This window comes from Amycolatopsis pigmentata, from assembly GCF_042684065.1.
Taxonomy (GTDB): Bacteria; Actinomycetota; Actinomycetes; order Mycobacteriales; family Pseudonocardiaceae; genus Amycolatopsis_E; species Amycolatopsis_E pigmentata.
In genome coordinates this window covers 1-1373 of the sequence record NZ_JBHUKR010000014.1, presented here as the reverse complement: position 1 = coordinate 1373, position 1373 = coordinate 1, and the positions used below count along the sequence as shown (strand labels likewise).

General features: G+C 59.2%; 3 protein-coding genes. 2 read left to right on the top strand and 1 reads right to left on the bottom strand.

What is annotated here, in order from left to right; all coding sequences use genetic code 11:
- A partial coding sequence (locus tag ACFSXZ_RS25790) for a helix-turn-helix domain-containing protein (protein WP_378267778.1) occupies nucleotides 1–469 on the bottom strand: 469 nt, incomplete at its 3' end.
- A 280-nt stretch (nucleotides 470–749) separates the two neighbouring features.
- Here ACFSXZ_RS25790 and ACFSXZ_RS25785 point away from each other — a divergent pair.
- Both ACFSXZ_RS25785 and ACFSXZ_RS25780 read left to right on the top strand, forming a co-directional pair.
- Entirely contained in the window at nucleotides 750–1001 is a 252-nt protein-coding gene (locus ACFSXZ_RS25785) for a winged helix-turn-helix domain-containing protein (protein WP_378267777.1), read from the top strand.
- A 32-nt stretch (nucleotides 1002–1033) separates the two neighbouring features.
- On the top strand, nucleotides 1034–1373 hold a 340-nt coding region (locus ACFSXZ_RS25780; protein WP_378267776.1), incomplete at its 3' end, for a helix-turn-helix domain-containing protein.

Genomic DNA, 1373 nt, shown 5'->3' with positions numbered 1-1373 from the left:
CACTCCCGTCAACCCTGGCCATCAACCGACCATCCACCGGATGACGAACATGACTCGATTCGATAGATTGCACGTCTTTCCCCTGAAGGCGTTCCGTAAGGCGATCACGTGGTTTCCGCGACGATACTCTTTGTCGTTTCTGGCCAGGGAAATCGAACCAAAGCAGCTCGGGAGGAATGGATAGAACTTTTGCCCAGCGCCGCAACACTTGGAGGCTGTCAGTTGACGACTTGCCCTGCTCAATGCGACTAAGCTGCGACTGTGTCATCCCTAGCCATGAGGCTAGCCATGTCTGATGAATACCGTTCCGGCCGTAGTGCTCTTTGTGGCGTTCATCGGTGCGGAAAGCGCGGAAGACTTTCCCCATGTCTTGCGACTCAAACGCTTCTCGAAAGCGGTCGCTCTGCCAGAAATCACGCGACATGACCGGCGGTTTACCCAGGCTTGCCTTGAATTTGCGCTCACACATCGCGCACCGCGTACCGGTATTCGACCTCGATAGTCGGGCTCCACACGCACACACCCGCTGCGTCTCACGCTGGATGTGCAGGGAGCTGCGCGTCTGAGTCATGGTCACACTCCCGGGCAGTCAGCAGTCGTATCGGCGGCTCTCACGCATATCTCACCCGTTCGGGTGGTTCTGTATCGCTACGTTCAGTCAAATCGGCAGTTCACAGTACGACGTCATGTGACAACATGCGAGAGCGTACAGCATCGTCTCAAGTCAGAGGACATCTACTGTCCGCACCGTGGCTTGGACTTCCCGCGCTGACCAGATCGACCGTGACGGTCCCGACCTGCTGTATCAGCAGGTGGCCGACGATGTTGCGGCCATGGTCACGTCCGGGGAGCTGCCGCCCGGCAGTCGACTACCCGCAGAGCACGAGCTGATGGAGATCTACGCGGTCAGCCGACCGACTGTCCGATCAGCCGTAGCTGAACTGCGCAAATCCGGGATGGTGACTGTCGTGCGCGGCCGGGGCACATACGTAAAGCGTTAGGCGGGACAGCCTGAATCTGGAGGGGCAGCGAAATGGCCACCGTTCAACGTTGGACGGGAATTGAGGTCCGCGCACTTCGCGAGGCAAAGCGGATGAGCATCCGGGAGTTTTCTGCACATCTGGGTGTCAGTGAGCGGATGGTTTCGAAATGGGAAGCAGGCCGGGAGAACATCCGGCCCAGGCCGGTTAATCAGGCGGCTCTGGACACAGCCTTGGCGCGATGCGACCCGGACACCAAGGCCCGCTTTTCCTTCCTCACCGGAGACTCCCTGGTGCCTGAGGAATCCAGTGGTGCGTTCCTGGAACCCATTGGGGCGAGTCATGTTCGTCATCCGGTGGATGGTCGGTTGATGGCCAGGGTTGACGGGAGTG